Origin of the sequence: Noviherbaspirillum malthae (genome assembly GCF_015352985.1) — a bacterium.
Taxonomy (GTDB): Bacteria; Pseudomonadota; Gammaproteobacteria; order Burkholderiales; family Burkholderiaceae_D; genus Noviherbaspirillum; species Noviherbaspirillum malthae.
This window is the reverse complement of the sequence record NZ_JACYXF010000154.1, coordinates 1-3,071: the sequence shown is the minus strand read 5'-3', so window position 1 is coordinate 3,071 and position 3,071 is coordinate 1. Positions and strand designations below refer to the sequence as shown.

Annotated in this window: 2 protein-coding genes; both read left to right on the top strand. The window is 58.5% G+C overall.

Going from position 1 to position 3,071, the window contains the following annotated elements; translation table 11 throughout:
- The first annotated feature begins 396 nt into the window (after positions 1 to 396).
- Positions 397 to 1,917, top strand: a complete 1,521-nt coding sequence (gene istA / locus IGW03_RS37360) for an IS21 family transposase (protein ID WP_194727440.1) — start codon at positions 397 to 399, stop codon at positions 1,915 to 1,917.
- A gap of 12 nt (positions 1,918 to 1,929) precedes the next feature.
- Complete coding sequence (gene istB / locus IGW03_RS37355; protein WP_194727439.1) at positions 1,930 to 2,709, top strand: IS21-like element helper ATPase IstB; 780 nt, start codon at positions 1,930 to 1,932, stop codon at positions 2,707 to 2,709.
- Positions 2,710 to 3,071: the final 362 nt, after the last annotated feature.

Genomic DNA, 3,071 nt, shown 5'->3' with positions numbered 1-3,071 from the left:
CCACGCTGGCCACCAGGGCAGTAGCGGTAATCGGTCCAATTCCTTCTATCTTCATCAGCCGCTTGGCCGCTTCGCTTTGCGCTGCCAGCAAGCTGATCTTGCGCTCGTAGTCGTCTGCCTTGCTATCTGTGAGTTTTCGGCGTTATAGAGCCATTTCGTTTTCGGCGTAAAGGAGCCAGTCCGTTTCCGGCGTAATGAAGCCACCGTATTTTCGGCGTAATGGAGCCACTGGATTTCCGGCGTAATGGAGCCACTGGATTTCCGGCGTAATGGAGCCACTGGATTTCCGGCGTAATGGAGCCACGTGGGGCATCCGGCCCAGGGCTCGAACTTTCATTGATCGGCTATCCTCCGGCATTTTTTGCCAGAGGAGCCATGACCAAACGGAGGTTCGAGTTGTATCACTACCGACAGGTCCTGGTGCGTATGCGCCAGGGCGATTCCGACCGGGATATTGCCCGGTCCAAGACCATGGGGCGTAATAAGATCGCCCAAGTCCGAGCCATCGCAGAGGAGCGCGGCTGGTTGGCTTCGGACTCGGTTCTTCCCGACGACCACGTACTGGCAAGCGTCTTCGTGCGCAAGGACGCCTTGCCTTCAACCTGCGTTTCCACGCTTGAGCCGTGGCGTGATCTCGTCACGCGCTGGCATGCCGCCGGTATCCAGTGCACCACTATCCATGCTGCCTTGAAGCGCAATCACGGCTATACCGGCAGCTATTCGTCGGTGTACCGCTTTGTATGCCAGCTCGTTAGCGCGCGTGAGCCGGAGGTGCCCTTGCGCCTGGCATTTCAGCCGGCAGACGCCATGCAAGTCGATTTCGGTGCCGGTCCACTGATCACCGACGTCTACACCGGCGAGGTGATCAAGTCATGGTTCTTCGTGGCGACCTTGGCCTGGTCGCGGCACCAGTACGCCGAATTTGTGCGTGATCAGACCGTGGCGACCTGGCTTGGCTGCCACCGTCGTGCGTTCGAGTGGTTTGGCGGTGTTGTCGCCCGCGTCATCATCGACAATGCCAAATGCGCCATCACCAAGGCCTGCATCTACGATCCTCAAGTACAGCGGGCGTATGCCGAGTGCGCAGAAGGCTATGCATTCAAGATCGATGCATGTCCGCCAGAAGATCCTGCCAAGAAGGGGATCGTGGAATCGGGCGTCAAATATATCAAGAGAAACTTCGTACCTTTGCGTCAATTCCGTGATTTGGCCGATGCGAATCGCCAGTTGCATCAATGGATCATGACCGAGGCCGGCAACCGGATTCATGGCACGACGCGTGAGATGCCCCTGAAGCGCTTTGCTGACGTGAAGAAGGCGTTGCTGCGCTCGTTACCGGCAGTGCCGCCGGAGGTTGCCTCCTGGGCCAAGGTCAAGGTCCACCGGGACGCGCACGTGCAGTACGAGTACAACTACTACTCGGTGCCATTCCGCCTGGCTGGCAGTGCGCTGTGGCTGAAGGCGACGGCGACGATGGTGACGCTGTATCGTGAACATGAAGCGGTGGCCGCCCATGTGCGTTTGAGCGGACGCGGGCAGCGCAAGACCGTGCAGGACCACTTGCCACCGGCAGCGCAGGCATGGCAACTGCGCGATACGCAATGGTGCCTGGAAGAGGCACAAGGGGTTGGCCCGGCTTGCTATGCGCTGGTGCACGCGATGTTTGGCGACACAGTCCTAATTCACTTGCGTTCTGTGCAAGGCGTACTACGTCTGAAGCACAAGTACGGCACTGCCCGGCTCGAAGCAGCCTGCTCGCGTGCCAACCACTACGGCACGCCCAGCTACAAGGTCGTCAAGGCCATCCTGGAGAAGGGGCTGGACCAGCACACATTGCTGTCGGCATTCGACGCCCTGGCGGCAACCTACACTGAAGGCGGCCGATTCTGCCGCGATACTCAAACCATTCTGCAGTAAAGGACATTCATCATGCATCCCATTCCCGAACTCTCTCCCTTGCTCAAACAATTGCGCCTGTCTGGCATCCTCGACTCCCTTGAAGCGCGCAACCGAGAGGCGATCGACCGCAAGCTGGCCTACACCGAGTTCCTGTCTTTGCTCATTCATGACGAAGTCGCCAGGCGGGATCAGAAGAAGCTCGGCACGCGTTTGCGGCGAGCAAACTTCCGCAGCCACAAGACGCTCGAAGGCTTCGATTTCGACCGACTGCCCACTCTGAACCGGGCGATGATCCATGATCTGGCGACATGTCGTTTCGTCGAAGAGAAGGTGGCGGTGCTGATTGCCGGCCCGACCGGTACCGGCAAGAGTCATCTGGCGCAGGCACTGGGTCATGCGGCGGCCCGGCAAGGCTACGATGTACTGTTCGCCACACAAAGCCAGCTGCTAGGTAGCTTGCGTAGCGCTCATGCAACCGGTACGTATGCGCGGCGCTTCAGCCAACTGGTCAAGGTACCGATGCTCATCATTGACGACTTCGGTCTCAAACCGCTTCGTTCACCCGAGGACGAGGACTTCCATGACTTGATCGCAGAGCGTTACGAGCGTGCCGCTACCGTGCTGACCTCGAACCTGGACTTCACTGAATGGGGAGAGGCATTTGCCTCGAACAAGATGATTGGCGCGGCCACCCTTGACCGGTTGCGTCATGGTGCCTATCGGGTCGTATTGGATGGCGACAGCTATCGCAGCTTGCGACCAACGTCGGATAAAGTGAAAGCGCCAGCATCCAAAGCTGCCCAGCCGTAAAGTTCACCCCACGCTCGTACAGCGGTGCATCGTTCTTGCCGGCATAGACCTCCACCAGGCTGGCCGGCACTACCCACTATCCCGAGATCCACGTCCACTAAACACCGTAAAAAATGCGGTTGCCAAAACGCCGGAAATCACGCATTCTTCACCCCCGTTCGAGCCTTGAAATCGGCTGCCTTGAATGGCTCCATTACGCCGAAAATGGGTGGCTCCTTAACGCCGAAAAGTGACACTATCGAGCTTGAGCATGCGCTCATACAGTTCTACGATGGTTTCCTTTGCCAGAAGTGGCAGGCTACGAACCCCTGTTTCAATATCCACCATGGCCCGGCGCAACCGCGCCATGCCAGTCGGAACAA

Excerpts from the sequence above, each read along its gene's own strand:
- istB (WP_194727439.1), top strand. The coding sequence starts at position 1,930 with ATGCATCCCATTCCCGAACTCTCTCCCTTGCTCAAACAATTGCGCCTG.